Raw genomic sequence first — 24473 nt, 5'->3', positions numbered from 1 at the left:
GCAGGTATGATCACAGTGGACTCGGATATGAAGATGTATTCACAACTATTAACGCCCCCCTGTTTACGGCGCCGCCACAATGAATATTCGAATTATTGCCACCGTGCCGATGATGATCGTAATCGTTGTCAATAATGGAATTAATATTGTTTTTCTTCTCTCTCCTTTTGCGTTAAATGTAGCGAAGTTATATATGCTCGGATATGATTTTTTTACTCGAAATGGAATGACAAACATCGCGATAAGCGTCAAGACGAAGCATACGTCTCGCCAATGAGCCATTTGGGTTGATATTGGTGCTCGACCGTGACCGTAAAATGCGCGAACGTAGTAAAAAAACAAAACCGCCGAGACCAATGCGGCGTCCATCAAATGCAAGGCAATTTTCTTCATGATGCTACCCCGCCAAGCTTTGATTGTTGCGTTTGATAGCAATTAGATGCAATGGCAGCGGAGTTTTCAAGGAATCGTTAACCCCATTGCATTTCACACACGTCAATCCGAATGAGTTGTAAACTTTCGCGCGGCGTTTGGCCCATCTGAAGCGAATGGCTGCTTTGTAGAAGGGCGGCCGTCCGCTCCGGGTCGGAAAGCGCCATCCATGGAAATCCGCGAAGCACACCCTTTTGTCTGGACTCGGGTCCGCATTGACCGGCTGCCCGGCCGTTCTCACGAGCAAAACGTGAAGTAGGTCGAGGAAGTAACGCCACTGACTTCCAACGGTGCGACGACGATGCGCCGGTGCGCGGCAGCCGGCCGCCGCGCACCGGCACGGGCGCTGGCCTCACGCCTCCCGGTAAGTTCCTTTAGCCTTGGCCGTATGCGTCGCCAGCACGTCCATCAGCGCCGGGCTCAGGCAATCGTAGGGCTCCAGCCCCTTGCTGCGCAGCGTGTCGCGCACATCCGCCATCAACGACGGCGGCGTGCCGCTTTCGATGATCGACGACACGAACGCGGCGAAACCCGGGCCATCCCAGCCGGCATCCTGCGACAGTTCGGTATGGATGAAATCCAGGCCGTAAAACGCATGGTCGCGATTCTCGATGCGCCCGAACAGATGCGTGCCGCACGTGGAGCAGGCATGACGCTGGATCAGCGCCTTGTCGTCGACGACGCGCAATTTCTCGCCATGCGCGGTGACGGAGACCTTGTCGCGCGGCACGACGCCCACGACGGCAAACAGCGCACCGGCCGGCTTCCAGCATTTCGTGCAGCCGCACGCGTGATTGAATGCGACCTGCGTATCGACCCGGACCTCGACCGGATCCTGCGTGCACAGGCAGCGCAGCGTACCGCTCGCGAACGGATCGGCGCCCTTCTGGATACCGCGATCGACAGTGGGATGAATGGCGACGGACATGGTCATGCTCCTTTTCGGTGCTTCGGCAGTGAACGACGGTTCGGATCGAATTCCCTTCGCGCATCGGCCCGGCGACCAGACGGAACTGGCGTGCAGAGCCCCGATCATGTGGCATTTCATTCGTCGAATGAAACTGGGGGGGAGTATATGGCGATACTGGTGGGGAGTATACCCGGCGATTTCCCGATGATGCGTTGATCGGGCCGCGCTACGTCAGATAAATGCCGGCCGGACGCCGCATGCCGGCGTCGAATATTTCCGGGCAAGGCTTTCCGTGCGGCACACTCATGTCTGCGGCTTTCCCGCATCGGGCATCCGGCTGTACGCAGTCGATCCCGGCTTTTCAGCGAAGGGCCTTCAAAGGCGGGGCATGCGGTTTGCAGGCTCGCTTGCCGGCCGTGCGCCGGCCGAGACGGCGACGGCCGGCCAGCCCAGGCAAGCCGTCGCGTTGCGGAACGCGTGCGCTCGTGGCAGCCGAGCTGCCGTTGCCGGCCGACCTGGCGCCTCGACGACGACCCCGCTACTTCACCGGCGTGAGGACCGGCGCGTCCTTGTTCTTGATCAGGAACACGACGAATTTCGCCGGCTTCGTGCTGCTGGCGTTGCGTCCGACCGTGTGCACGTCGTCGGGGCCTTCGTGGAACGTGTCGCCCGCGTGCAGCGTGACCGTCTTGCCGCCGTTCAGGCCCATCACGATGCTGCCGTCGAGCACATAGACGAACGCGTGCGCGTCGTGGCGATGAACGGGGTCGACGCTGCCGGGCGGATAATCGACGACGATCATCTCCACTTCCTTGCCCGGATACTCGGGCAGCGGCTCCGTGGTCAGTTGCGTCACCTTGGCTTGCGGTGCGGCGGCAGCCGGCGGAACGGGCATCAGCGGCGACAGCGCAAGCGGTGCAAGCGCGAGCACGATGCGTTTCATGTCGTTACTCCAGGTTGGCCTTGTCGAGACCGAACATCTTGTCGAACGAGCCGGGCACCATCCGGAACGCGACGTTCAGGCGGTTCCAGCAGTTGATCGCACCGACGAGGACGGTGAGATCCGACAGCTCCTTCTCGGCAAAGTGGGCGCGCACGCGATCGTAGAGATCGTCCGGCACGCCGTGCGGCGAAAGCTGCGTCAGCGCTTCGGTCCATTCGAGCGCGGCGCGCTCGCGCGGCGAGAACAGCGGCGACTCGCGCCAGATCGCGACGTGATGCACGCGCAGTTCGCGCTCGCCGTGGATCCTGGCCATCTTGATATGCATGTCGACGCAGAACGCGCAGCCGTTGAGCTGTGACGCGCGAATCTCGACGAGTTCGCGAACCGGCACTTCGATCGTCGTCTTCTGAAGCAGCCCGTCGAGTTCGACGAGCTTCTTCGTCAGCTCCGGCGATTGCTGAAAGTAGTTGATACGTTGCGTCATGATACGTTCTCCTGATTGCTGAAGCAGGGCTATCGGCGCTGCGCATGACCATTCATTGCGCGACCTGCCTGGCGACCATCGTAATTGCAGGTCCCACGGGCCAGTAGTGCCGGGAAGGTGCGCACTCTATTGCCGCTTCGGAACCAATCGCGCGCCGTGGAAGCACGCGGCGAAGGCCGCCGCGAACAGCTGTTCCGGATGGGTCCCGGTGCCGGGACCGCCGAACTCGGCGGGCAGGCGCAGATCGACGGCGAGATTGCCGTCGTCCGAGCGGGCCACGCCGGAGGCCCGGCCGCACGCCGCGCGTCAGCCGCCGAGGCACGCAAGGAGCGTCCGTGCATGACGGTGCGCTTCGTCCGCGTCGGCGACGTTCGCGAACCCGATGACGAGGCCGCGCGGCGTTTGCTGCGTATGGCTGTTCGTGTACCAGATCGACAGCGGCACGACCGCGAGCCCCGCGTCGCGCGCGCGTGCGGCGACGGCGACGTCGTCGACCGGCCCGTCGGGGCCGTCGGTGAACCGCACCGCGAACTGGATGCCGCCCACCGGCAGTTCGACGATCATCCGCTTGCCGAACACCTGTCGCAACGCGTTCACGATCAGCGTGCGGCGCTCGCCGTACAGCGTGCGCATGCGCTTCAGGTGCCGGGCGAAGTGCCCCTGTTCGATGAAATCCGCGAGGGCCGCCTGCAGGAGCGTCGGCGAGCCGGCGTTCATGCTGCAGGCCACGCGTTCGACGCGTTCCACCGCGCGTTCCGGCACGACCGCATACGCGAGCCGCAAGCCGGGATACATCGCCTTGCTGAAGGTGCTGCAATAAATCACGTGATCGCGCCGGTCGAGACTCTTCAGCGCCGGCAGCGGGCGGCCGAGATAGCGAAACTCGCTGTCGTAGTCGTCCTCGACGATCCAGCCCGACGTCTTTTCGGCCCAGTCCAGCAGCGCGATGCGCCGCGACAGCGACAGCGTATGGCCGAGCGGGCTCTGCCGCGACGGCGTCACGAGCGCGAAGCGCGCGTGCGCGTCCAGCTGCAGGCCGCGCTCGACGTCGATTCCGTCGGCGTCTACCGGCACCGGGACGAGTTCCACGCCGGTCTCGGACAGGAAGCTGCGTGCGAGCAGATAGCCGGGGTCCTCGAACCACACACGGTCGTTCGGGCGCGCGAGGCTGCGCAGCACGAGTTCCAGCGTCGCGCGGTAGCCGCTGGTGACGAACACCTGTTCGGGCACGCAGGTGACGCCGCGCGACAGCCCCAGATAGGTGGCGATGTGCTCGCGCAGCGGCCGGTAGCCGGCCGGATTCGGGTAGCCCAGCAGCGCGCGGTCGGCGCTGCGCGCGCGCAGCGACACGAGCCGGTGCCATACCTTGCGCGGAAACGCGTCGAGCGCGGGCAGCCCGGGCTGCAGCGGGCGCGGCTCGCCGCTCAGCGCGACGGCGATCGGTTGCGCGCGCCGCGGCGGCGGGCTGTCGCGTGACATGCCCGGCGGCTGGCGCAGGCCGGCATCCTCGGCGTGCCGGACCGGATCGTCGGCACGCGAGGGCGCCGCCCGCGTCACTGAATTCGGCAGCGACGGCGAGACGAACGTGCCGGCCGCGCCGCGCATCTGCAGATAGCCCTCGTCGACCAGGATCGTGTATGCCTGTTCGACGGTGCCGCGCGCGGTGTTCAGCTGCGTCGCGAGGCCGCGCAGCGCGGGCACGCGATCGCCGGGACGCAGGTGGCCCGCGGCGATCGCGGTTCTGAACCGCTCGCAGATCTGCAGATAGATCGGCAACCGATGCTGCCGGTCGATTTCGATGGTCAGGGTGGAGGGGTGCTCAGACATGACGGTCTCGCGGATGACGGGGACAGGCACGGCATGGATCAGTCCGATCGACGATTCTTGGCACTGCTGGATAGGACATGATTCTTCCACAATTGCGCCAAGCGATGGACGGTCATCGCCGCGTTCACCCGATCCGGCAGCCGTCACGCCCCGTCACATTCCACTGCAGTTCATTCGTCAGGAGATTTTGCGATGAAGATCGTCGTCATCGGCGGTTCGGGCCTGATCGGCTCGCGTGTCGTCACGCTGCTCGAGGAAGCCGGCCATCAGGCGCTCGCCGCATCGCCGCGCACCGGCGTCAATACCATCACGGGCGAAGGCCTGACCGACGCATTGACGGACGCCGACGTCGTCGTGGACGTCGCGAATGCACCGTCATGGGAGCCGCAGGCGGTGCTCGATTTCTTCCGCACGTCGGCGCGCAATCTCGGCAAGGCCGAAGTGGCCGCGGGCGTGCGCCATCACGTCGCGCTGTCGATCGTCGGCTGCGACCGCATGCCGGAGAACGGCTATTTCCTGGCCAAGGTCGCGCAGGAGCAGGCGATCGAGGCGGCGGGCGTGCCGTACACGATCGTGCGCGCGACGCAGTTCATGGAATTCATCGGCGGCATCGCAGATGCCGGCACGGAAGACGGCACCGTGCGCATCGGTGATGGACTGTTCCAGCCGATCGCCGCGGAGGACGTGTCGGCCCTCGTCGCGCAGGCCGCGCTCGCCGGGCCGCAGAACGGCACGATAGAGATCGCGGGCCCGGATCGCGCGCCGTTCGCGGAAATCGTCGCGCGCTATCTGAAGTCGGTCGGCGACACACGCGCGGTGGTGACCGATCGCGACGCCCGCTACTACGGCGGCCGCGTCGAGGCAACGTCGCTGGTGCCGCTCGGCGCGGCGCGGCTCGGGCGCATCGGCCTCGACGCGTGGCTGGCGGGGCGCTGAATCACGTTCGCACGCAGGCGCTTGGCCGGCGCATGCCGGCGACGCGCCAATCCGTATGAGCAGCATGCTTGGGGGCAGCGGAAATGAATCATTCGGAAACATCGGAGCCCGACGTTCGTCGCGACCTGGCCGGTCGCGCCGATGCGCTGTCGGCGAGCTTCGGTGCGAGCTATGCGGGCATCCTCGCGTTCGTTGCGGTGGCGAGCGAGGGGAGCTTCACGAAGGCCGCCGAACTGCTCGGCGTCGGGCGGCCGGCCGTGAGCCGCAATGTGCAGAAGCTGGAGGCGCAACTGAGTACGCGGCTGTTCCAGCGGACCACGCGCACGACCGAGCTGACGTGCGAGGGCCGGCGATTCTTCGAGAACTGCCATCAGGGCGTGGCGCAGATCGTCGAAGCGATGAACGACATGCTCGAGTTGCGGCAGGGGCCGCCGCGCGGCCTCATCCGCATCAGCTCGGCCGCGGGGTTCGGCAGGAAGATCGTGGCGCCGCTGCTGGAGAAGTTTGCGGACGCCTATCCGGACATCATCGTCGATCTGCTGCTCGACGACCGGCCCGTCGACCTGGTGTCCGAGCGGATCGACGTGTCGTTCCGCAACGGGCGCATCGAGGACTCCAGCATCATCGCCCGGCAACTGATTCCGATGCAGATGGCGCTCTGCGCGGCGCCGTCGTATGTGGCGGCGCACGGGCTCCCGCAACGCATCGAGGACCTCGACCGCCACGCGTGCATCAATTTCCGGTTCGCGAGCGGGCGCCTGTTCGAATGGGAATTCAACGTGGACGGCCGCGTGCAGAAGTACCTGCCGACGGCGCGCCGCACGTTCAACGACGCCGATCTCGTGTTGCGCGCGGTGCTGAACGGATCGGGCATCGCGCAGATGGCCGGCTACCAGATCCGCGACCATCTCGCGTCGAACGAACTCGTCGTCGCGCTGGCGCAGCATGTGCCGCAGGATCGCGGCCACTACATCTGCTATCTGAGCCGGCAACATCTGCCGACGCGCATCCGGATCTTCGTCGACTTCATGACCGAGCAGATCCGAGCGCTCGACCTGAACTGCATGACGCGGTTCAATCCGGAGATTCCGGTGGATGTGGCGGATGCGGCGCAGTGGCTGGCTGCCTGACGATTCGAGATGGCCGGATGCGCGCCCCGGCACGTCGACGCATCGCCGAATCGCGCCCCGCGCCTGCCCGTCGACGCGCCGCGCCGGCCTAGAACGAATACGCCAATGACGCGAACAGGCTGCGCGGCGCGCCGGGCGTGACCCACAGGCTGTTGTACGAGCTGACGTAGTACGTGCGGTTGAACAGGTTGTTCAGCACGACCGACGCGCGCAGATGCTTGTTGACCTGCACGTAGCCGTTGAGCTGCACGGTCGCGTAGGCGGGCAGGTCGAAGCCGTCCTGCGTGTTCGCGGTGTTGCCCGCGCGGCGCCCGACGTAGATCACGCCCGCGCCCGCGCCGGCCTTGTCGACCAGCGGCAGCGCGGTTTCGTACATCAGCAGCGCGCTGCCGCTCAGGCGCGGAATGTCGACGAGGCGCGCGCCCGGCGTCAGGACGGTGTCGCGCGTGACCTGCGCGTCGACGTAGGCGAGGTTGACGATGCCGCGCAAGCCGTGGCCCAGTTCGCCGTTCCATTCGAATTCGACGCCGCGGCTGCGCACTTCGCCGGCCGCACGCGAGAACCCGGCATTCGCCGGATCGGCGGTCAGCACGTTGCGCTTGTTCACGTAGAACGCGGCGACGGTCGCGAGCCAGCGCGTGCCGGCCCACTTCACGCCGGCTTCGTAGCCGTGCCCCTTCTCGGGGTCGAACGCGTGGCCGTTCGCGCCGGCGCCGTTGTTCGGCCGGAACGAGTACGCGGTGTTCGCATACAGCGACAGCGCTGCGCTGGCCTCGTACACGATGCCGAGCCGCGGGCTCAGCGCCGTTTGCAGCTGGCTCGTCGTCACGCCCTTCAGGCGATTCTCGACCGACTGGTGAAAGCGGTCCCAGCGCAGCCCGGCGAGCACTTTCCAGTGCGGCCCGAACGCGAGCGTGTCCTGCGCGTACAGGCCCTGGCCGTCGTCGCGCTCGAGCAGGTTCGTCGCGGTGCGCGGCACGGGCGCCGGCTGGCCGTACACCGGATCGAAGATGTCGATCGCATACGGCGCCGCGGCTGTCGGCGTCGAGCGCGCGACGAACTGGTCGTAGTTGAAGCGATACGCATCGACGCCCATCACGAACGCATGGTCGATGGCGCCCGTGCGGGCCTTGCCGGCCACTTCGACGCGCCCCTGCACGTCGTTCGAGTGAAACGCGACCTGCCGGTAGCGGCGCCACAGCGTGCGGCCGTCCGGCTGCAGCGCGAACGCTTCGGACGAGCGGCCGGACAGGTCGGTGTCGCGCTGCGCGAAGCCGGCGTTGACCGACCAGTCGGCATCGAAGCGATGTTCGAGCGTGAACTGGTGCCCCGAGTTGCGCACGTCGTAGTCGCCGTCGCGCGGCTCGCCCAGGAACCGCGACGCCGGCACCGCACCGAGCTGGCCGCCGACCGCGACCACGCCGCGATCGAGCGGCGCGCGCTGGCGCGCGGTCTCGAATTCGTAGTGGAGCGTCGTGTCGGCGCCGATATCCCAGGTGAACGACGGCGCGAACAGGTAGCGCTTGCTCGACACCGTGTCGCGGAAGCTGCCGTTGTCCTCGTTCATCGCGATGAAGCGGTACGCGAGCGACTGCGTGACGGGGCCGGTCGAATCGAGCGTCTCGCGCAGCGCGCCGTAGCTGCCGGCCGACACGCCGATCGTGTTCGAGCGCTTGAACTGCGGCTGCTTCGTCGTGTAGCTGATGAGCCCGCCGGGGTCGCCGCGGCCGTACAGCGCGGACGCGGGGCCCTTGAGGACTTCCATGCGCTCGAGCGTCGCGGTGTCGCGCGGCACGCTGATGCCGCGATTCCACGAGAAGCCGTTGACGAGGTAGTCGGTGCCGGACGTGTTGCCGTCGCCGGCAAAGCCGCGCACCGCATAGTTGTCCCACAGCCCGCCGAAGTTGTTCTGCCGCGCGACGCCGGCGACCCAGTCGTACAGGTCTTCGCCGCGGGTGGCGGCCACGGTCTGGATCAGTTTCGTATCGACGCTGCTGACCGCGAACGGGATCTCCATCACGTCCGCCTCGGTGCGCGTCGCGCTCGTCGAGTCGGGCGCGCGAAACGGTGCCTTCGTGCGCTGCGCCGAGATCTCGACGGCCGGAAGCACCAGCTCCTGCGCATTGGCGACGTTCAGCCCGACCGTGCCGACGGCGATGGCCACCGGTGCGGCCGCCCAGTTCTTTCTGCTCATACCCGTCCCTGAGAAATTGGTTCGCGTTCGGGCACCACGAGCCGCGTTGCGCCGGCATCCGTGTTCCAAACGGTACATTTGCGCGCCGGAATTTAATGCAAATGAGAGTTATTTTCAATCGTAAGTTTGCGGTTGTTGTGTCCGGGTTGAATCGCGCAGGGACACCCATCGGCATGACTGGAGGATCGGCGCGCGGTGCAGCACCGTGCCGGCCTCGCGGCTGACGGCCGGCCTGCGATGGGGCGGGTCCGACGGCTAGTCGGGGACGACCGCGGAATTCCGCGCGCGGCGCGGCCGTCGATCTGCTGAAACGCATCGGCGGCACGGCGCTCCTGTCCGAGACGCCGGAAATCGACGGCGCGGAGCATCCGCAGATCGCGCACGCGGCTTCGCGCGACGAGGCCGGCCGTCTGGTCGACAGGTTTCAGGTGGGAGCGCTACGTCGCCGACGATGGCGGAGAAAGGAACGACAACCGTTTTCCTCACTCCGGGATTCGTCGACCGCATGACCGGACAGGTCCGAGTACGCGAGCGGCGCTCGCATGACGTGGTTCAGTCCGGAAGTTTCGGCGATGGCGATGGCGATGGCGATGGCCGAGACGGCGGCACGGCCGGCGTGTCGACGCAGCGCCACGCGCGTTCGTCCGCGATCCAGTCGCCGAACAGCTGGATCTTCTGCTGCTGTTCGGACCCGCGCGGATACACGAAGTAATAACCCATCCCCGTCGGCAACGATACGTCGAACGGCATCACGAGCCGGTGCGCGGCCACGCTCTCGTCCACCAGCGTCCGGTCGCCGATCGCGATGCCGTAACCGTCGATCGCCGCGTGTGTGGCGAGATCCAGCGTCTCGAAGCTCAACCCGCGCGTCGAGTCGACGTGCGGCGCGCCCGCATGGTCGAGCCACCGCTTCCAGTCGCGGTGATCGCGCGTCGGATGCAGCAGCGTGTGACGGAGCAGGTCTTCGAGACTCGCGAGCGGTTGCCGCTCCAGCAGGCTCGGCGCACAGACAGGCGTGAGCCGTTCCTCGAACAACGGGATCGCATGCATGTCGGGGCCGGCGCCGGGCGCGTAGATCACCGCGGCGTCGAACGGCTCCATGCGGAAATCGACGTGATGCTCCCAGGTGGTGGTGATCTGCACCTGGAGTTCGGGATGCTCGGCCTGGAACCGCATGATGCGCGGCAGCATCCACTGCATCATGCAGGTCGGCACCTTCAGCGCGAGTTCGGTGCGCCTGCGCGACAGGCGCATCGACACTTCCTCGATGCGCGCGAAGCTTTCGCGCACCGTCGGCAACAGGAGCTCGCCCTCGGCCGTCAGCGTCAGCCCCTTGGGCGTGCGCTTGAACAGCGGAAACTGATAGAAGCTTTCGAGCGCGAGGATTTGCCGGCTCACGGCGCCCTGGGTCAGGCACAGGTGCCCGGCGGCGCGCGTGAAGCTGCCGTGTCGCGCGACGACGTCGAAGACCTGCAGCGCATTGAGGGAAGGCAGTCGTTTCATCGGGAGCATCGGCGTGGAACGGGCGGCGGCGCGGGATCGCTCAGTGCAGGATTTTCGCGAGGAAGTCCTTCGCGCGATCCGACTTCGGATTCGAGAAGAAATCGTCCTTGCGGTCGTCCTCGACGATTGCGCCTTGGTCCATGAAGATCACGCGATGGGCGACCTTCTTCGCGAAGCCCATCTCGTGCGTGACGACCATCATCGTCATCCCTTCCTGCGCGAGTTCGACCATCACGTCGAGCACTTCGTTGATCATCTCGGGATCGAGTGCGGACGTCGGCTCGTCGAACAGCATCGCGATCGGGTCCATCGACAGCGCGCGCGATCGCGACCCGCTGCTGCTGGCCGCCCGACAGCTGGCCCGGAAACTTGTGCGCATGCGCCTTCAGGCCGACGCGATCGAGCAGCTTCATGCCTTCTCGGCCGCTTCGTCCTTGCCGCGGCCGAGCACCTTGACCTGCGCGAGCGTCAGGTTCGCGGCGATCGACAGGTGCGGGAACAGCTCGAAATGCTGGAACACCATCCCGACCTTCGAGCGCAGCGTCGACAGGTTCGTCTTCCTGTCGCCGACCGACTGGCCGTTCACGAGGATCTCGCCCTGCTGGAACGGCTCGAGCCGTTCACGGTCTTGATCAGCGTCGACTTGCCCGAGCCGGACGGGCCGCACACGACCACCACCTCGCCTTTCTTCACCTCGGTCGTGCACTCGGCGAGGACCTGAAACTGGCCGTACCACTTGGAAACGTTGCTGATGGAAATCATGAAAGTCCCTGCATCGTAATGAGGCGCGCGCGGCGCCGGTTCAGCGCGCCTTCGCGACGCGATAGCGGCGCTCGAGCGTGCGCGCATACCACGTCAGCGGGAAGCACATCGCGAAGTACAGCAGCGCGACCATCGCGTAGATCGGAAACGGCTTGAATACCGCGTTGGTGATGATGTTGCCGGTCTTGGTCAGTTCGGTCAGCCCGATGATCGACGTGAGCGCGGTGCTCTTCACCGCCTGCACGAGGAAGCCGACGGTCGGCGCCAGCGCGATCTTCCACGCCTGCGGCCACACCACGTAGCGTAGCCGCTGGGTCCACGTCATGCCGAGGCTGGCCGCCGCGTGCCACTGGCCGTGCGGGACCGCGTCGACGCAGCCGCGCCAGATGTCGGCCAGACAGGCGCTGGCATTTAGCGTCAGCACGACCGACGCCGCGACCCACGGCGTCACGTCGATGCCGACGAGCGGCAATCCGAAGAAGCCGAGGAACAGTTGCATCAGCAACGGCGTGCCCTGGAACAGTTCGATGTACAGGATCACGAAGCGGCGCAGCGCCGGCACGGGCGAGATGCGCATTGCCAGCAGCGCGAACCCGGCGAGGCCGCCGCCGGCAAACGTGATCAGCGACAGCAGCACGGTCCAGCGCGCGGCGAGCAGCAGGTTCCATGCAATGTCCTGGAAGGTGAATTCGATCATCGCGCACGTTCCGTCGGCAGGTGGGTTTCAGGGGAGCGGGCGCGCCACGTGAAGCGGGCAACCCGCGTGCGCCGCGGTGCGGCAGCCGCGCCGTGGCGCGTGCGACCGGCGAACAGCCGCCGGCCGACGCGATTGAGCAGCATGCGCAGCGCGATCGACAGCAGCAGGTAGATCGCGGTCACGACGATGTAGATCTCGAACGCGCGGAAATTGCGCGACTGGATGAAGTTGGCCGCGTAGGTCAGGTCGGGCACCGAGATCTGCGACACGACCGCCGAGCCGAGCATCACGATCAGGACCTGCCCGAGCAGCGCGGGGTACACGTTCGCGAGCGCCTGCGGCAGCACGACGTGGCCGAACACCTGCCGGCCGTGCAGCCCGAGCGCCCGCGCGGCCTGCACTTGCCCGTGCGGCACCGATTCGATCCCGGCGCGCAGGATCTCGACCGCATAGGCGCCCAGGTTGACCGTCATCGCGAGCACGGCCGCCTGCGCTTCGTCGAGGTGTACGCCGAGCGCGGGCAGCCCGAAGAAGATGAAGAACAACTGGACCAGGAACGGCGTATTGCGGATCAGCTCGACGTAGGACGCGGCGAGCGCGCGCGCCCAGCGCGGGCCGGCGAGCGCGATCCACGCGCCGCCGGTGCCGAGCAGGCCGCCGAGCACGGTCGCGGCCGAGGTCAGGCCGAGCGTCACGCCGACGCCGCGCGCGAGCATGCCGGCGTAGAGACCGAAATCGCTGAAGTCGAACACGTAGCTCATCGCGATGCCTTGGGTCGAGCGTGCGGGGCGAAGGCGCTGCGCATCACAGATCGGCCGGCAGGGCAGCGTGCAGCCACTTCTGCGACAGGGTGTTCAGCGCGCCGTTCTTCTTCGCGCCGGCGATCGCGTCGTTGACCTTCTGCATCAGGCGCGGCTCGTTCTTGTTCAGGCCGACGTGGTCGGGCGAGCTGAACAGCGAGAACTTCTGTTCCGGATCGATCGACGGATGACGCGCGATGATCGTGGCGCCCACGTCGTTGCCGACCACCAGCAGTTGCGCCTGTCCCGACAGGAACGCCGCGATCGCGCCGTTCGGGTCGTCGAAGCGCTTGATCGTCGCGCTCGGCGGCGCGACCTTGCTGATGCTCAGGTCCTCGAGCGTGCCGCGCGCGACCGCGACCGATTTGCCGGCGAGATCGGCGTTGCCCTTCACGGCGAGCGACTTCGGACCGAACACCGCGAGGTAGTACGGCGCATACGCGTTCGAGAAGTCGATCACCTTCGCGCGCTCCGGCGTCTGTCCGACCGACAGCAGCATGTCGGTCTTGCGGTCGGCGAGATACGCCATCCGGTTGTCGCCGGTGACCTGCACGAGTTCGACCTTCGCGTTGAGCGCCTTGCCGATCAGGTTCGCCATGTCGATGTCGTAGCCCTGCGGCTTCATGTCGGGGCCGATCGAACCGAACGGCGGGTAATCCTCGAATACGCCGATGCGCACGACGCCCGATTTGGCGATCGTGTCGAGCGCGTCGGCGTGCGCGAGCGGCGCGACGGCGGCTACGCCCGTGGCGCAGGCGCAGAGGAGGGCGGTACGGGCGAGCAGGCGTCGCACGAGGCGGTTGGCTTGGGTCGATGCGTTCATGGCGGGATCCTTGTTGCTGCGTTGGGGAACGAAAGGAAAATCAGGCGCCGCGTGCGGCGATCAGCTTGCATGCGTGTGCCGGCAGTTCGGCGGCAACCGGCATGCCGACGTGCAGGTCGGGTGTCTCGCGCGGCGTGGTCGCGGCCGTCAGCGTGAAGCCGCGGCAATCGATGGTCGCCTCGATCGACGCGCCGACGTCGCGCACGAACGTGATCGTGCCGGCGAGCGTGTTCGGCGCGCCCGACGCCGTCGCGCCCGGGCGCACGCATACGTCCTCGGGACGAATCAGCAGGCGCACGGCGTCGGGCGCGTGTGGCGTGTCGGGCGCGCGCCCGATCGAGAGGCGCTGTCCGCCCGGCAGGACGATCGCGTCGTCGCCGTCGCGCGCGACCGGCAGGATGTTGCCGAGGCCGATGAAGTCGGCGACGAATTCGTTGACCGGGTCGCGATAGATGTCGAGCGGCCGGCCGACCTGCTGGATGCGGCCTTTCTCCATCACGACGATCTCGTCGGCCATCGTCATCGCTTCGCGCTGGTCGTGCGTGACCATGATCGTCGTGATGCCGAGCCGTTGCTGGAGCAGCCGGATCTCGACCTGCATCGCCTCGCGCAGCTTCGCGTCGAGCGCCGACAGCGGCTCGTCGAGCAGCAGCAGGCGCGGCGACGACGCGATCGCGCGCGCGATCGCGACGCGCTGGCGCTGCCCGCCCGACAGCTGCGTGACGAGCCGGTCGGCCATGTGCGGCAGCTGGATCAGCTCCAGCAGCTCGGCGACGCGCCGCGCCTGCGCGGCCCGCGCCGTCTTGCGCAGCCGCAGCGGGTACGCGATGTTCTGCGCGACCGTCATGTGCGGAAACAGCGCGAGCGACTGGAACACCATGCCGAAGTCGCGCCGGTTGGCGGGTACGTGCGTGAGGTCGCGGCCGGCGAACGTCACCGTGCCGGAGGTCGGCGTGTCGAGGCCGGCGATGATCCGCATCAGCGTGGTCTTGCCGCAGCCGGACGGGCCGAGAAAGCAGACGAGCTTGCCGTCCGGCACCGACAGGTCGACGTGGTCGACCGCACACGCCTGATTGAAGCGCTTGGTCACGTTCTGGAGGATGAGCTGGGTCATGACGGTTCCTTGCATGGTCGAGGGCGAGGCCGTGCGCGCATCAGAGCGCGACGCCCTTGTCGCCGACGAGTTTTTCGAGCATCCAGATCAGCGCGAAGTCGATCGCGACCGTGAACACGGCGAAGCAGAACACGGTCGGGTCGAGCGACGACACGGTGCGGCTGTAGAGCCAGACCGGCAGGGTCATCGTGTCGATGCTGTACAGGAAGAACGTCACCGTGAATTCGTTGAACGACACGATGAACGCGAACAGCATCCCGGCGAGAATCCCGGGCCGCATCAGCGGCAGCACGACGTCGACGAGCGCGCGCCACGGGCTCGCGCCCATCACGCACGCGGCTTCCTCGAAGTCGGGGCCGATCGACGCAACCGAGGCCGCGCAGTTCTTCACGGTGAAAGGCAGCGTCAGGATCACGTGCGCGACGACGAGCCGCACGATGCCGAGCTCGACCGGCAGCGCGTTGAACACGATCAGCAGCGCGAGGCCGAGCATCACGAGCGGATAGACGATCGGCAACGCGACGAGCTGCTCGACGAGCGCCTTGCCGCGGAAGCGGCAGCGCGACAGCGCGTAGGCCGCGGGCACCGACACGGCGGTCGCGATCAGCATCGTCGCGACCGCGACGACGAGGCTGGTCGTCAACGCGGCGCCCATCGACTGCGCGCTGCCCGCATCGGACGACACGAACGTCTGCCAGGCGGCGCGATACCAGTGCAGGCTGAACTCGCGCGGCGGGAATTCGAGCGTGCCCGATGCGCCGAACGACATCGTGATCATCGTCAGGATCGGCAGCGCGGCGAGCAACAGCACGAGCGTCGCGAGCGTGCCCGTCGCGCGGCCGAGGCGGCCGGGCAGGGGCGTACGCAAGAGCAGGGTATTCATCGGCTCACCTCGCCGGCACGTTGCAGGGTGCGCACGAGGCGCTGGGACACCGCCATCACGACGAGCGTCGCGGCCATCAGCACGACGCCCGATGCCGACGCGGCCGGCCAGTTGAGCAGCGGCGCGACCTGGTCGTGCACGAGCACCGCGAGCATCGGCACGCGTCGGCCGCCGAGCAGCAGCGGCACCGCGAATGCGCTGGCGTTGTACGCGAACACGAGCAGCGCGCCGGCGACGAGGCCGGGCATCGCGAGCGGCAGCGTCACGTGCCGCAGCGTCTGCCAGCGGCTCGCGCCGAGTGTCGCGGCGGCTTCGTCGTATGCGCGGGACACCGCGCGCAGCGCGCTCGACAGCGGCAGCACGGCGAGCGGGAACGCGGTCTGGATCAGCCCGAGCAGCACGCCGTGCTCGCGGTACAGCAGTTGCAGCGGCCGATCGACGACGCCCGAGGCCAGCAGCGCGCGATTGAGCAATCCCGCCGGGCCGAGCATCACGAGCCAGCCATAACCTTGCAGCAGCAGGTTCACGAGCAGCGGCAGCAACACGCCGGCGAGCATCAGCCGGCGCGCGAGCCGCGATTCGGTGCGCGCCATCGCGAGCGCGACCGGGATCGCGAGCAGCACCGCGCACACCATGCTCTGGAACGCGAGGCGCAGTGTGAGCCACAGCGATTTCGTGAAGTACGGGTCCGCGAGATCGGCGTAGTTCTGCAGCGTGAAGGTCCGCCATTCGTCGCCGGATACGCCGACGCTCATGCGCAACACGGTGAGCGTCGCGGCGGCGAGCACCGCGAGGAACGCGAGGATCGGCGCGAGCAGCAGCCACGGCGGCACGCCGGCCAGCGCGGGCCCGGCGTCCGAGCCGGCGCCGGCCGGTGTGCCGGCGGCCGGCGCCGCGTCGCGGGGGGAGGACAGGGAGGCCATGTCGTTACGCCGCGAAGAGGCCCGTGTAGCGCTTGATCCACGCCGGCTGGACGACGGCGAGCGCCTTGTCGTCGTGCAGCACGGCCTTCTCCGCGATCTGCTGCGGCGACGGCACGAACGCGCGGCTTTCCGCGGGAATCACGGCCTTGCCGTTCACGGGCCCGTTCAGCACGTCGGCCGCCATCCGGCCCTGCACGCCCGCGTCGAGCGAATGGTTGATGAACGCGTGGATCAGGTCGAGGTCGCCCGGATGCGCCTTCGGGATCACCGTGAACATCAGTTGCGTCGCGAAGCCTTCCTTCATGCCGTACGTCACGCCCAACTTGTAGTCGGGCTTGCGGATCTGGTCCGGGAAGAACGCCGGCGAATAGATGCCGCCGATGTCGAGCGAGCCGGTGCGGAACAGGTCGGCGACCTGGTTCGGGTTCTCGCCGAGGGTCATCACGCGATCCTTGAGCTGCGCGAGCTTCCGGAACCCCGGATCGATGTTCTGCTGCGAGCCGCCGGCCAGCTTCGCGGCGATGATCGCGAGGTCGACCGCTTCGGCCCACTCCGGCGGCGGCAGGAACAGCCGCCCCGCATATTTCGGATCCCACAGTGCCTCGTAGCTCGACGGCGCGCTCTTCACGGTCGCCGTGTTGTAGATCAGCCCGTCCGACCACAGCAGGTAGCCGATGCCGAAGCCGTTCGCGCCCGTGCGGTATTGCGGCGCGACGTCCTTCAGGTTCGGCAGCCGGTTCAGGTCGGGCTTCGCGAGCAGGCCGGCGTCGGCGAGGCCGGCCGCGCCGACGCCCGCGAGCGTGATGACGTCGTAGGTCGGCCGCTCGCCCGCGGCCTTGACCTTCGCGACCATCCCCGACGTGCCGTCCGCGCGATCGGCGATCACGCGCGCGCCGGTCTGCTTGCTGAAGGTTTCCGCGATGTTGCGCAGCGCGGCCGCGCCGGTATCGTCGGACCAGGTGAGCAGGCGCAGCGTCTTTCCGGAAAAGTTTCCAGACTGAGCCTTCGCAGTCCTGATGAACGGCATCGGAATGGCGGATGCGGCGAGTGCCGTGCCGAGGGTTTTGATCACCTGCCTTCTGCCCGCCTTGAAGTGTTGCATGGCCGTCTCCTGATAAACGATGCCGTGTGGTTCGATGCCGGTCGCCGAAAGGCGGCGCGGGGTGTGGATGAACTGTAGGGAGGTCAAATTTCCGCAACAAACGAAATATCCGCATGCGCGCCATGACATAAACGCATGGGTCGCCAGCCTCAGCGGGCCGCCGTCATGACCTGCTTGATCTCCTGGAAGGCGGCCAGCCCGAACGGGCCGAGCTCGCGCCCGACGCTGCTGCGCTTGTAGCCGCCCCATGAGGTTTGCGGATAGATCAGTTGCGGTGTGTTGATCCACACGACGCCCGCCTCGAGCGCATTGGCGACCCGCCTGCCGCGCGCGGCGTCGCGCGTGACGACGGTTGCGACGAGCCCGTATTCGGTATCGTTGGCGGCCGCGATCGCGTCGTCCTCGGCGTCGAACGCGCGCACGCACAGCACCGGCCCGAAAATTTCGTCGCGCCATAGCGCGCAGCCGGCCGGCACGTCGGCGAACAGCGCGGGCCGGATGAAGTAGCCGGGGCCGGCGAGCGCGTCGCCGCCCGTCACGAGCCGCGCGCCGTCGGCGCGGCCCTGTGCGATGTGGCGCTTCACGCGTTCGTATTGCGCGCGGTTCGTCAGCGGGCCCATCTGCACGCCGGGTGCGAACGGCGGGCCGACGACGGTCGTCTCGATCCGTCGCGCGAGGCGCGCGATCAGGTCGTCGGCGAGCGGGGCGGCCACGAGCACGCGCGAGGTCGCCGAACACATCTGCCCGGCGTTGAACAGGCCGCCGCCCGCGATCAGGTCGACCGCGTGATCGAGGTCGGCGTCGTCGAACACGACGATCGACGATTTGCCGCCGAGTTCGAGACCGACGCCCTTGATCGTGTCCGCGGCCGTCTTCATGACCTGCGCGCCGACTGCCGTGCTGCCGGTAAACGACACCTTCGCGACGAGCGGATGCGCGCACAGCCGGGCACCGACCTCGTGGCCGGTGCCCGTCACGACGTTCAGCACGCCGGGCGGCAGGCCCGCTTCGGCGACGATCGCGGCGAGTTCGAGCTCGGGCAGCGGCGTGATCTCGGACGGCTTCAGCACGACGGTGCAGCCGGCGGCGAGCGCGGGCGCGAGCTTCCATGCGGTCGTGACCATCGGGAAATTCCACGGCACGATCAGCGCGGCGACGCCGGCCGGTTCGCGCCGGATCCACGCGCGATGGTCGCCGCCGGGCAGCGCGATCTCGGTTTCGCCGTCGGTGTCGAGGGCCTCCGCGAGGCCCGCGTAGTAGTCGAAGGTGGCGATCACGTCGGCGACGTCGATCTCGGCTTCGGCGAACGGCTTGCCGTTGTTGAGCGACTGCAGTGTCGCGAGCCGCGTGCGCCGTGCGTCGACGCCGCGCGCGATGGCACGCAGCAGCGCCGCGCGCGTGGCGCCCGTCGTGCGTTTCCAGTCGCGAAACGCGCGCGAGGCGGCTTGCACGGCATGCTCGACGTCGGCGTCGTCGCCTGCGCTGACCTCGGCGATGACCATTTCCGTCGACGGGTCGACGACGGGTAGCGTCGCGCCGCCGAAGCTCGTGCGCCACGTACCGTCGATGAAATGGCGCGTGTGCAGCGGCGGATCGAACGCGAGATCGGGCGTCGTGCTCATGGCCGCACCTGACCGAACCAGGTTGCCTCGTCGATTTCGATCACGGTCGGCATCGGGCGTGCCGTCGCATCGCGCAGCGCGTCGGCCAGCGCGTCGGGCGTCGCGGCCGCCTGCGCCGCGCAGCCGAAGCCGCGTGCGAGCGTCTGGAAATCGGGCGTATACGGATCGACGCCGACCGGCGTGATGTCGCGCTCGACCATGTATTTGCGGATCTCGCCGTAACCGCGGTTGTTCCAGACGATCACGATCACCGGCACGCGAGCCTCGACCGCGCTCGCGAGCTCCGGCAGCGTGAATTGCAGGCCGCCGTCGCCGATCAGGCACACCACGGGCCGCGCAGGTGCGGCGAGCTTTGCGCCGATCGCGGCGGGCAGCCCGTAGCCGAGCGTGCCGTAGCCGGTCGACGAGTTGAACCAGCTGCGCGGTGCCGGCGCATCGTGCGTGAAATTGCCGACGTAGACGGGGCTCGTCGAATCGCCGGCGATGATCGCGCCGGGCAGTGCGGTGACGATGGTCTCGATCAGCCGTGCCTGGGCACGCGCGGCGTCGTCGTGGCCGGCCGCGATCGCGGCGCGCACGGCGGCCACCCGCGGCGCGCCCCAGCCGGGCTCGGGTGCCGGCGCCGGCCGTTCGTGCACGCGGGTCGACAGCGCGCCGAGCGCCAGCCGTGCATCGCCGGCGATGGCGATTTCGGCGCGCGCGTTGCGCATCAGCTGTTGCGCGTCGATGTCGATGCGGATCAGCCGGCCGTCGATCGCGAAGCCGCCGTCGAACGTGACGTCGTAATCCGTTTCGCCGAGTTCGGTGCCGACCGCGAGCACCACGTCGGCCTCGCGGATCGCCGCGCGCGTGGCCGGCAGCGACTGGGTGGAGCCGATCAGCAACGGGTGGCCGGCCGGCAGCAGGCCCTTCGCGTTGATCGTCAGCGCGACGGGCGCGTGCAGGCGTTCGGCGAGTTCGCGCAGTTCCGTCGCGGCGTGGATCGCGCCGCCGCCGGCCAGGATCAATGGCCGCCGGGCCTGCGCGAGCAGGTCGGCGGCTGCCGCGAGCGCGTTCGCATCCGGCGCGGGGCGCGCGGGCAGCGCGAGCGGCGTGGCGGGCAGCGCGGGCGCCGGCATCACGATCACGTCGAGCGGGATCTCGATATGCACGGGGCGCGGACGCGCGCTTTCGAACACCGCGAAGGCGCGCGCGAGGACCTGCGGCAGGTCGGCCGCGTCGAGCAGCGTGTGCGAGAACGCGGTGAGCCCCGCGAACACGTCGCGCTGCGACGGCAGCTCGTGCAGGCGGCCGTCGCCGCTGCCGAGTTCGCGCCGCGCGTTGACGCTCGAGATCACGAGCATCGGAATCGAATCCGCGTAGGCCTGTGCCATCGCGGTCGCGATATTGGTCATCCCCGGCCCGGTGATGATGAAGCAGACCCCCGGCCGGCCCGTGACGCGGGCATAGCCGTCGGCCATGAATCCGGCCCCCTGTTCGTGGCGCGGCGTCACATGACGGATCGACGATGCCGCGAGGCCGCGATAGAGCTCGACGGTATGCACGCCGGGAATGCCGAACACGCATTCGACACCCTGGCGTTCGAGGAGATCGACGAGCGCTTCGCCGCAGGTGCGGGGGCGCGCATGGAACGGAGCGGCCGTGGCCGCGCAGGCCTCGGCAATGCAGGAGACAGGGGCGGGATGGTTCATGGATCGTGACGTGCCGATTGGGAGGGGGAGTGGCCCGTACCGCAAGCAACGGGCATGAAGCGGATTGTCGGGGTCGATCGGCGCTGCCAACAATCGATTAGTTTTCATGCAGCGCATGAGCGCCGTGCATGGCGGCGTCGCGGCTTGCCGACGGCCGGACGCTTGCCGCGGCGAGCGGTCGGCATGCGCGGGAACCGTTCGGCCCGCGCACGATTCCCGCGTCCTGCTGCTTCGATCTCCATCGGGCACGAGCGTGCCCGGATGTCCGTGGTCAGCGGGCCGGACCCGCCACCGGCATGCCCGGCCCGGCCTGCAAGCGAACCCGCGACGGTCAGTGCGGCGCGGTGAAGCGCGGATCGATATACGCGTCGACGTCCTGCGACTGTTTGTACACGGCGTTACGCACGTTGAACGCATTCGCGTTGCGCGTCGAGCCATAGATCGAATCGAGCCCGTCGCCCTTGCGGAACGCACGCTTCGCGGCAGCCTCGTCGAGCAGGTGCGTGCCCTTCAGCAGCGGAAGGTATTGTTCCGGCGCGAGCCCGACACGCGCGGACATGATCCTGACCGCGTCGGCCTGCGTCTTCGGGTCGTTGATGTACGCGACGCAGCGGTACCAGACCTTGACCACCTTCGCCCAGTCGGCCCGGCGTGCGGCGAGGCTCGCCGGCGCGACCGTGATCGCATCGTAGATCAGCCCCGGCGCATCCGCCGACGTGAAGATCGCCCGTGCGCCCGGTGCGCGCTTCAGTGCCTCGCCCGCGTTCGGCTGCCAGGCGGCCACCGCGGCGATGTCGGACGACGAGCCGAGCACCTGCGGCAGTTCGTTGGTTTTCGCGTTCACGAGCGTGACGTCGCCGTCCTTGAGCCCGTGCTTCTGCAGCGCGGTTTCGAGCAGCAGGTGATCGACCAGGCCGAGCTCGACGCCGACCTTCTTGCCCTTCAGGCCTTCGACGGTGCGCAGCGGCGGCTTCGCGACGATCATGTCGTTGCCGGCCGAATAGTCGGTCAGCAGGATCATCACGTTCTTCGCGCCGGCCGCGCCGGTGACGAGCGCATCGCCGTTGGTCGCCGCGACCGCGTCGAGCTTGCCCGCGGAAAACGCGTCGAGCGACGCCGAATAATCGAACCATTCGAAGTCGACGTCGACGCCGGCTTCCTTGAACCAGCCCTTGTCGAGCGCGACCTGGAACGCGACCCAGCCGGGCCAGTCGCTGTAGCCGATCTTCAGCGGCGCGGCCGCGTGCACGGCGGGCGCCGTCAACAGCGCGGCGGCCGTGACGGCGGCCCCCAATACATGACGGACGAAACGGAGGGACGGCAGGCGGCGGAACGCCAGGGCGGGACGGGTCATCGTTGTTCTCCAGGAGACCGGGATCGGGATCGTCGATTCGGACCGCGCCTGTGCGCGGTCCGGCCGCGTGGCCGGTTCCTGCGGATGCGGAACGAACGAAGCGGCCACGGAGAGGCGCGACGGCCGTTGCCATCGCCAATCTCCCGGGCTTTTGTCCCGCCGTGTAGCGCGGGTGCGTCCGGTCTCGCGATCGGACGCACCCGCGCCGGGCTGCTCTCGGACCAGACGTTCGATGAACCGGAACCCTAGCACCCCTAAGATGCGACGCTGCCGCACCTCTCGGCGTCATGCCGAGCGAGAAGCGTGCCAATGGCACGTGGTCACGCGATTCAACGGCGCCGCGCGGCGCGCTGAAGTTCGATGAAGCGGGCGGAGAACAGCGCGCTCAATGCGCGCCGGAGCAGGTCGAGCTTGTTCATGACGCGTGAGATATCGAGTGACGATGCATCCGTTCAGCAATGCCCATGCCATTGCCGAACGCGCGGCGCAGGTGCGCACGCTCCGCACTGCGCCGGTGCGCGATCGCATGCGCATGGTGCGCCGCACGCCCGCTGCGAGGGCAAGCCGCCGCCGCCGATTCGTGCATGCCGCGGGTCGTCGCGCCGTCGTGCCGCGTCGTGCGGTCGTTGCGCGGTCGTCGTGTGGTCGTTGCACGGCGGCTGGCACGCAACTCGCTTGATAGACGCTCGAGAGGTGCGAAGCAATTTGCATCATCTTCAGGATCGCTAGGGTTCCGGTCGTGCGGCGTTCGCGCCGCGCGATGACTGGTCCGAGAGCAATCCGGTCTTGCCTTCGCCTCGATTCGAGGAAACGGCGAGGCTCCACGGAGGGATAAAAGCCCGGGAGGTCGCGATGTCGTTCGGTCGCCCTCTCACGCCTTTTGTCCAACCCTCCACGGAGCCGCCATGTCGCCGAGCCCCCAAGCCCTCCTTGCCCCGCCGCCGCACGTCGTGTGGGAAACGCTGATTCCCGCAGGCACCCACTGGTCCGGCATCCTGCGCCGCGGCCTCGCGCTGCGCGTCGTCGACGTCGACGGCGGCGCGAACCTGTCCGCCGTGTTTCATCGCCAGGAAGACCCGCTCGAACGCTACAACATGGCCGATACGCTGAAGGCGCAGCACACCGCGCATCTCACGCGCGGTCATGCGCTGTACACGGACATGGGGCGCGTGATCGCGTCGATTACGGCCGACACGCTCGGCTGGCACGACCCGCTCGGCGGCGTCGGCGATGCGCGCTTGTTCGCGCACAAGTACGGTACGAGCTCGTACCAGGCCGATCGCAACGCGATGATCCGCAACGGCCGCGACAGCCTCGTGCTCGAGCTCGCGAAACACGGATTGTCGGCGCGCGATCTTGCCGCGAACGTCAACTTCTTCAGCCGGCTCGACACGCGCGACGACGGCACGCTCGATTTCGTCGCCGGACATTCGCCGGCCGGCAGCGCGCTCGACCTGCGCTTCGAGATGAACACGCTCGCGGCGTTCTCGACCGCGCCGCATCCGCTCGATCCGCGTCCGGACTATGCGCCGAAGCCCGTGAAGCTGATCGCGTACCGCGCGTATCCCGCGGACGGCGCCGCGCCCGAGGACGACCCGTGCCGGCGCGCGTGCGCCGAAAACATGCGCGGCTTCACCAACACCGACCGCCTGTTCGCGTAAGGAGCCGGACCATGCCGATCATCGAAAGCCGTCTCGACCCGCGCGACGCGATCCACGACACCACGCTGAACGCGGGCGAACCGTGGCTGCACGACCTGAAACGCGGCCAGGTCTTCCGCATCCTCGACCTGGAAGGCAACCAGGCGGTCGACACGCTGTTCTACCGCACCGACGACACTGAGGAGCGCTACAGCGCGCAGGACACGATTCGCGCGCAGCGCAACCTGTACCTGAGCGCGGGCAGCGTGCTGCTGTCCAGCCGGGGCAATCCGATGGTGACGATCGTCGCCGACACGTGCGGGCGCCACGACACGCTCGGTGGCGCGTGCGCGGCCGAGAGCAACACCGTGCGCTATGCGCTCGACAAGCGCTACATGCACAACTGCCGCGACAGCTTCCTCAACGCGATCGCGCACTGCACGTGCGGCGCGGGTGCGCGGCTCGGCAAGCGCGACCTCGTCGGCAACGTCAACTTCTTCATGAACGTGCCCGTCACGCCGCTCGGCGGGCTCACGTTCGAGGACGGCATTTCCGCGCCCGGCAAGTACGTCGAGATGCGCGCGGAGATGGACGTCACGGTGCTGATCTCGAACTGCCCGCAGCTCAACAACCCGTGCAACGGCTACAACCCGACGCCCGTGCGCCTCACGATCTGGGAGGCCGAATGAACCACGCCCACGCT

Annotated in this window: 22 protein-coding genes, 2 pseudogenes and 2 riboswitches; of the genes and pseudogenes, 5 read left to right on the top strand and 19 right to left on the bottom strand. The window is 67.8% G+C overall.

Features of this window, described 5'->3' with window-relative positions; translation table 11 throughout:
* Window positions 1–63 precede the first annotated feature (63 nt).
* From PL79_RS07410 to pdxR, 6 genes and pseudogenes are all read right to left on the bottom strand, one after another.
* Window positions 64–393: a hypothetical protein gene (locus PL79_RS07410; RefSeq protein ID WP_135800999.1), complete on the bottom strand. Its 330-nt coding sequence runs from the start codon at window positions 391–393 to the stop codon at window positions 64–66.
* A 391-nt stretch (window positions 394–784) separates the two neighbouring features.
* Entirely contained in the window at window positions 785–1360 is a 576-nt protein-coding gene (gfa, locus tag PL79_RS07405) for an S-(hydroxymethyl)glutathione synthase (protein WP_044848745.1), read from the bottom strand.
* A gap of 520 nt (window positions 1361–1880) precedes the next feature.
* Entirely contained in the window at window positions 1881–2285 is a 405-nt protein-coding gene (locus PL79_RS07400; protein ID WP_044848716.1) for a cupin domain-containing protein, read from the bottom strand.
* 4 nt (window positions 2286–2289) lie between these two features.
* Complete coding sequence (locus PL79_RS07395; protein ID WP_044848715.1) at window positions 2290–2769, bottom strand: carboxymuconolactone decarboxylase family protein; 480 nt, start codon at window positions 2767–2769, stop codon at window positions 2290–2292.
* 150 nt (window positions 2770–2919) lie between these two features.
* Window positions 2920–3063 (bottom strand): annotated as a pseudogene (locus PL79_RS07390) (peroxiredoxin); the annotation flags it as partial.
* A gap of 12 nt (window positions 3064–3075) precedes the next feature.
* Complete coding sequence (gene pdxR / locus PL79_RS07385; RefSeq protein WP_044848714.1) at window positions 3076–4596, bottom strand: MocR-like pyridoxine biosynthesis transcription factor PdxR; 1521 nt, start codon at window positions 4594–4596, stop codon at window positions 3076–3078.
* A gap of 192 nt (window positions 4597–4788) precedes the next feature.
* Here pdxR and PL79_RS07380 point away from each other — a divergent pair, with 192 nt between their 5' ends.
* Both PL79_RS07380 and PL79_RS07375 read left to right on the top strand, forming a co-directional pair.
* Entirely contained in the window at window positions 4789–5532 is a 744-nt protein-coding gene (locus PL79_RS07380) for an SDR family oxidoreductase (RefSeq protein ID WP_044848713.1), read from the top strand.
* A gap of 83 nt (window positions 5533–5615) precedes the next feature.
* On the top strand, window positions 5616–6662 hold the full coding sequence (locus PL79_RS07375) for a LysR family transcriptional regulator (protein ID WP_044848712.1): 1047 nt from the start codon (window positions 5616–5618) through the stop codon (window positions 6660–6662).
* A gap of 88 nt (window positions 6663–6750) precedes the next feature.
* On the opposite strand, the gene PL79_RS07370 is transcribed toward PL79_RS07375, so the two are convergent.
* Window positions 6751–8856: a TonB-dependent siderophore receptor gene (locus PL79_RS07370; protein WP_044848711.1), complete on the bottom strand. Its 2106-nt coding sequence runs from the start codon at window positions 8854–8856 to the stop codon at window positions 6751–6753.
* A gap of 302 nt (window positions 8857–9158) precedes the next feature.
* On the opposite strand from PL79_RS07370, the gene PL79_RS37140 reads away from it, so the two are divergent.
* Window positions 9159–9365 carry a hypothetical protein gene (locus PL79_RS37140; RefSeq protein WP_442861531.1) on the top strand — a complete coding sequence of 69 codons (207 nt, stop codon included), beginning with the start codon at window positions 9159–9161 and terminating at the stop codon, window positions 9363–9365.
* Window positions 9366–9408: 43 nt separating this feature from the next.
* Here the strand turns inward: PL79_RS37140 and PL79_RS07360 are convergent, their stop codons facing one another.
* The 12 genes and pseudogenes from PL79_RS07360 to PL79_RS07305 form a co-directional block, all read right to left on the bottom strand.
* Window positions 9409–10359: a LysR substrate-binding domain-containing protein gene (locus tag PL79_RS07360; RefSeq protein ID WP_235879225.1), complete on the bottom strand. Its 951-nt coding sequence runs from the start codon at window positions 10357–10359 to the stop codon at window positions 9409–9411.
* Window positions 10360–10399: 40 nt separating this feature from the next.
* Window positions 10400–11121, bottom strand: a pseudogene (locus tag PL79_RS07355) (amino acid ABC transporter ATP-binding protein).
* A gap of 40 nt (window positions 11122–11161) precedes the next feature.
* A complete protein-coding gene (locus tag PL79_RS07350; RefSeq protein ID WP_044848710.1) occupies window positions 11162–11818 on the bottom strand; it encodes an amino acid ABC transporter permease in 657 nt (218 codons plus the stop codon).
* On the bottom strand, window positions 11815–12579 hold the full coding sequence (locus tag PL79_RS07345) for an amino acid ABC transporter permease (protein WP_044848709.1): 765 nt from the start codon (window positions 12577–12579) through the stop codon (window positions 11815–11817). Before PL79_RS07345 ends, PL79_RS07350 begins: the two co-directional genes overlap by 4 nt.
* A 43-nt stretch (window positions 12580–12622) precedes the next feature.
* Window positions 12623–13441: a transporter substrate-binding domain-containing protein gene (locus PL79_RS07340; RefSeq protein WP_044848708.1), complete on the bottom strand. Its 819-nt coding sequence runs from the start codon at window positions 13439–13441 to the stop codon at window positions 12623–12625.
* A 40-nt stretch (window positions 13442–13481) separates the two neighbouring features.
* Window positions 13482–14555, bottom strand: coding sequence for an ABC transporter ATP-binding protein (locus PL79_RS07335; protein ID WP_044848707.1), 1074 nt, complete (start codon window positions 14553–14555; stop codon window positions 13482–13484).
* Window positions 14556–14595: 40 nt separating this feature from the next.
* Entirely contained in the window at window positions 14596–15438 is an 843-nt protein-coding gene (locus PL79_RS07330) for an ABC transporter permease (protein ID WP_044848706.1), read from the bottom strand.
* Window positions 15435–16361: an ABC transporter permease gene (locus tag PL79_RS07325; RefSeq protein ID WP_044848705.1), complete on the bottom strand. Its 927-nt coding sequence runs from the start codon at window positions 16359–16361 to the stop codon at window positions 15435–15437. The genes PL79_RS07330 and PL79_RS07325 overlap by 4 nt, the downstream gene beginning before the upstream one ends.
* Before the next feature lie 4 nt (window positions 16362–16365).
* Window positions 16366–17463: an ABC transporter substrate-binding protein gene (locus tag PL79_RS07320; RefSeq protein WP_044848704.1), complete on the bottom strand. Its 1098-nt coding sequence runs from the start codon at window positions 17461–17463 to the stop codon at window positions 16366–16368.
* Between the two features lie 149 nt (window positions 17464–17612).
* On the bottom strand, window positions 17613–19085 hold the full coding sequence (locus tag PL79_RS07315; RefSeq protein ID WP_044848703.1) for an aldehyde dehydrogenase family protein: 1473 nt from the start codon (window positions 19083–19085) through the stop codon (window positions 17613–17615).
* Window positions 19082–20776 (bottom strand): 5-guanidino-2-oxopentanoate decarboxylase, encoded by a 1695-nt coding sequence (locus PL79_RS07310; RefSeq protein ID WP_135800998.1) that lies wholly within the window; start codon window positions 20774–20776, stop codon window positions 19082–19084. The genes PL79_RS07315 and PL79_RS07310 overlap by 4 nt, the downstream gene beginning before the upstream one ends.
* Before the next feature lie 331 nt (window positions 20777–21107).
* Complete coding sequence (locus PL79_RS07305) at window positions 21108–22130, bottom strand: ABC transporter substrate-binding protein (RefSeq protein ID WP_044848702.1); 1023 nt, start codon at window positions 22128–22130, stop codon at window positions 21108–21110.
* 138 nt (window positions 22131–22268) lie between these two features.
* Window positions 22269–22390: riboswitch (guanidine-I (ykkC/yxkD leader) on the bottom strand.
* 454 nt (window positions 22391–22844) lie between these two features.
* Window positions 22845–22978, top strand: a riboswitch (guanidine-I (ykkC/yxkD leader).
* A 57-nt stretch (window positions 22979–23035) separates the two neighbouring features.
* On the opposite strand from PL79_RS07305, the gene PL79_RS07295 reads away from it, so the two are divergent.
* Window positions 23036–23791, top strand: a complete 756-nt coding sequence (locus PL79_RS07295; protein ID WP_044848700.1) for an urea amidolyase associated protein UAAP1 — start codon at window positions 23036–23038, stop codon at window positions 23789–23791.
* An 11-nt stretch (window positions 23792–23802) separates the two neighbouring features.
* Entirely contained in the window at window positions 23803–24459 is a 657-nt protein-coding gene (locus PL79_RS07290) for an urea amidolyase associated protein UAAP2 (RefSeq protein ID WP_044848699.1), read from the top strand.
* Window positions 24460–24473: the final 14 nt, after the last annotated feature.

The sequence above is a fragment of the Burkholderia sp. USMB20 genome, from assembly GCF_000949135.2.
Lineage (GTDB): Bacteria > Pseudomonadota > Gammaproteobacteria > Burkholderiales > Burkholderiaceae > Burkholderia.
Note: the sequence above shows the minus strand (reverse complement) of the source record. Positions and strands in the feature narration are given on the sequence as shown.

Coding starts and splice junctions, on each gene's coding strand:
- gfa (WP_044848745.1), bottom strand. CDS start 1,360: ATGTCCGTCGCCATTCATCCCACTGTCGATCGCGGTATCCAGAAGGGC.
- PL79_RS07325 (WP_044848705.1), bottom strand. CDS start 16,361: ATGGCCTCCCTGTCCTCCCCCCGCGACGCGGCGCCGGCCGCCGGCACA.
- PL79_RS07410 (WP_135800999.1), bottom strand. CDS start 393: ATGAAGAAAATTGCCTTGCATTTGATGGACGCCGCATTGGTCTCGGCG.
- PL79_RS07380 (WP_044848713.1), top strand. CDS start 4,789: ATGAAGATCGTCGTCATCGGCGGTTCGGGCCTGATCGGCTCGCGTGTC.
- PL79_RS07295 (WP_044848700.1), top strand. CDS start 23,036: ATGTCGCCGAGCCCCCAAGCCCTCCTTGCCCCGCCGCCGCACGTCGTG.
- PL79_RS07345 (WP_044848709.1), bottom strand. CDS start 12,579: ATGAGCTACGTGTTCGACTTCAGCGATTTCGGTCTCTACGCCGGCATG.
- pdxR (WP_044848714.1), bottom strand. CDS start 4,596: ATGTCTGAGCACCCCTCCACCCTGACCATCGAAATCGACCGGCAGCAT.
- PL79_RS07360 (WP_235879225.1), bottom strand. CDS start 10,359: ATGAAACGACTGCCTTCCCTCAATGCGCTGCAGGTCTTCGACGTCGTC.
- PL79_RS07335 (WP_044848707.1), bottom strand. CDS start 14,555: ATGACCCAGCTCATCCTCCAGAACGTGACCAAGCGCTTCAATCAGGCG.
- PL79_RS07290 (WP_044848699.1), top strand. CDS start 23,803: ATGCCGATCATCGAAAGCCGTCTCGACCCGCGCGACGCGATCCACGAC.
- PL79_RS07330 (WP_044848706.1), bottom strand. CDS start 15,438: ATGAATACCCTGCTCTTGCGTACGCCCCTGCCCGGCCGCCTCGGCCGC.
- PL79_RS07350 (WP_044848710.1), bottom strand. CDS start 11,818: ATGATCGAATTCACCTTCCAGGACATTGCATGGAACCTGCTGCTCGCC.
- PL79_RS07320 (WP_044848704.1), bottom strand. CDS start 17,463: ATGCAACACTTCAAGGCGGGCAGAAGGCAGGTGATCAAAACCCTCGGC.
- PL79_RS07305 (WP_044848702.1), bottom strand. CDS start 22,130: ATGACCCGTCCCGCCCTGGCGTTCCGCCGCCTGCCGTCCCTCCGTTTC.
- PL79_RS07370 (WP_044848711.1), bottom strand. CDS start 8,856: ATGAGCAGAAAGAACTGGGCGGCCGCACCGGTGGCCATCGCCGTCGGC.
- PL79_RS07310 (WP_135800998.1), bottom strand. CDS start 20,776: ATGAACCATCCCGCCCCTGTCTCCTGCATTGCCGAGGCCTGCGCGGCC.
- PL79_RS07340 (WP_044848708.1), bottom strand. CDS start 13,441: ATGAACGCATCGACCCAAGCCAACCGCCTCGTGCGACGCCTGCTCGCC.
- PL79_RS07395 (WP_044848715.1), bottom strand. CDS start 2,769: ATGACGCAACGTATCAACTACTTTCAGCAATCGCCGGAGCTGACGAAG.
- PL79_RS07375 (WP_044848712.1), top strand. CDS start 5,616: ATGAATCATTCGGAAACATCGGAGCCCGACGTTCGTCGCGACCTGGCC.
- PL79_RS07315 (WP_044848703.1), bottom strand. CDS start 19,085: ATGAGCACGACGCCCGATCTCGCGTTCGATCCGCCGCTGCACACGCGC.
- PL79_RS07400 (WP_044848716.1), bottom strand. CDS start 2,285: ATGAAACGCATCGTGCTCGCGCTTGCACCGCTTGCGCTGTCGCCGCTG.